Source organism: Streptomyces flavofungini (genome assembly GCF_041028215.1).
Taxonomy (GTDB): domain Bacteria; phylum Actinomycetota; class Actinomycetes; order Streptomycetales; family Streptomycetaceae; genus Streptomyces; species Streptomyces flavofungini_B.
In genome coordinates, this window is the sequence record NZ_JASKYR010001218.1 from 1 (window position 1) to 1,666 (window position 1,666).

Below are 1,666 nucleotides of genomic sequence, written 5' to 3' on the forward strand. Positions count from 1 at the left end.
GAGTACGCGGGTGTCGGCGGCGGTGGTCACGGGGGTCCGCTCGCCGCCGGGCAGCACCGCGACGTGCTCGACGGTGGCCCGGTCCACGTACGCCGCCTCGAAGACGCCGTAGGGGGCGCCCTTGCCGGGCGGGGCCGTCACGTGGAAGCCGGGGTAGCTGCCGAGGGCGAGTTCGATCGCGGCGCCGCTCAGCGCGCGGCCCACGGCGTCCGCGTCGGCGTCGCGCACCACGAGGCGGAGCAGGGCACTCGCCGTCTCCTCGGTGGCCGCGTCGGCGCGGTCGGTGCGGGCGAGCTCCCAGCGGACGTCGGCCGGGCGGGACCCGGCGCGGTCCAGGGCGTCCCCGATCTGCGCGCGGACCAGGGCGGCCTTGGCCTCGATGTCCAGTCCGGTGAGGACGAAGACGACCTCGTTGCGGTGGCCCCCGAGCCGGTTGAGGCCGACCTTGAGGGTGGGCGGCGGCGCCTCACCGCGTACGCCCGTGATCCGTACCCGGTCGGGACCGTCCGCCGTGAGGACGGCCGTGTCGAGGCGTGCGGTGACGTCGGGGCCCGCGTACCGCGCGCCGGACGTCTCGTAGAGGAGCTGTGCGGTGACCGTGCCGACGTCGACGAAGCCGCCGGTGCCGGGGTGCTTGGTGATGACGGCCGAGCCGTCCTCGTGGATCTCGGCGAGCGGGAAGCCGGGGCGGCGCAGGGCCGCCGGGTCGTGCTCGGCGAAGAACGCGTAGTTGCCGCCGGTGGCCTGCGTCCCGCACTCCAGGACATGGCCCGCGACGACGGCTCCCGCGAGCCGGTCGTAGGCGTCGTCGCGCCAGCCGAAGTGTGCGGCGGCGGGCCCGGTGACCAGGGCGGCGTCGGTCACCCGGCCCGTCACGACCACGTCCGCCCCGGCGTTCAGGCAGGCCGCGATCCCGGCGCCGCCGAGGTAGGCGTGGGCGGTGAGGGCGCCGGGGAAGCGGGCCCCCAGGTCGTCGCCCTCGACGTGGGCGACGCGGGCGGGGACGCCGAGCCGTCCGGCGAGCTCCCTGACGGCGTCCGCGAGCCCGGCCGGGTTGAGCCCGCCCGCGTTGGCGACGATGCGCACCCCGCGTTCACGGGCGAGGCCGAGGCACTCCTCCAACTGCCGCAGGAACGTCCTGGCATAGCCGCGTGCGGGGTCCTTCAGGCGGTCGCGGCCGAGGATCAGCATGGTCAGCTCGGCGAGGTAGTCGCCGGTGAGGATGTCGAGACCGCCGCCGGTGAGCATCTCGCGCAGGGCGTCGAAGCGGTCGCCGTAGAAGCCGGAGGCGTTGCCGACGCGCAGGGGCGGCCGGGTCACCGGGGTCCGCCCTTCGCCGCCCGGCCCTTGCCCGGGGGCCCCGCGAAGGCCTGGGCGATCTCCAGCCAGCGTTCCGCGTCGGCGCCCTCGGCGCGCACCGCGAGGTCGCGGCGGTGGGCCCGCTGGGTCACCAGGAGGCAGAAGTCGAGCGCGGGCCCGCTCACGCGCTGGGCCGCGTCCTCGGGTCCGTACGTCCACACCGCGCCGCTCGTCAGCGGCGAGGTCAGCTCGACGCGGAACTCCTCGCCCGGGGGCGTGAGGCCGCGTACCGCGAAGGCGAAGTCCCGCGCCCGGACGCCGATCCGCGCCACGTGCCGCAGCCGGTCGCTCGGAGCGCGCCGCACGC

2 protein-coding genes are annotated in these 1,666 nt (G+C 76.7%); both read right to left on the minus strand.

The window, feature by feature from the left end; translation table 11 throughout:
• The coding region (locus tag AB8Z36_RS39880; protein WP_369218247.1) for an acyclic terpene utilization AtuA family protein at positions 1-1,320 on the minus strand (1,320 nt) is incomplete at its 3' end.
• Positions 1,317-1,666, minus strand: a 350-nt coding sequence (locus AB8Z36_RS39885) for a maleylpyruvate isomerase family mycothiol-dependent enzyme (RefSeq protein WP_369218248.1), incomplete at its 5' end; no start/stop codon positions are given. The genes AB8Z36_RS39880 and AB8Z36_RS39885, both read right to left, overlap by 4 nt.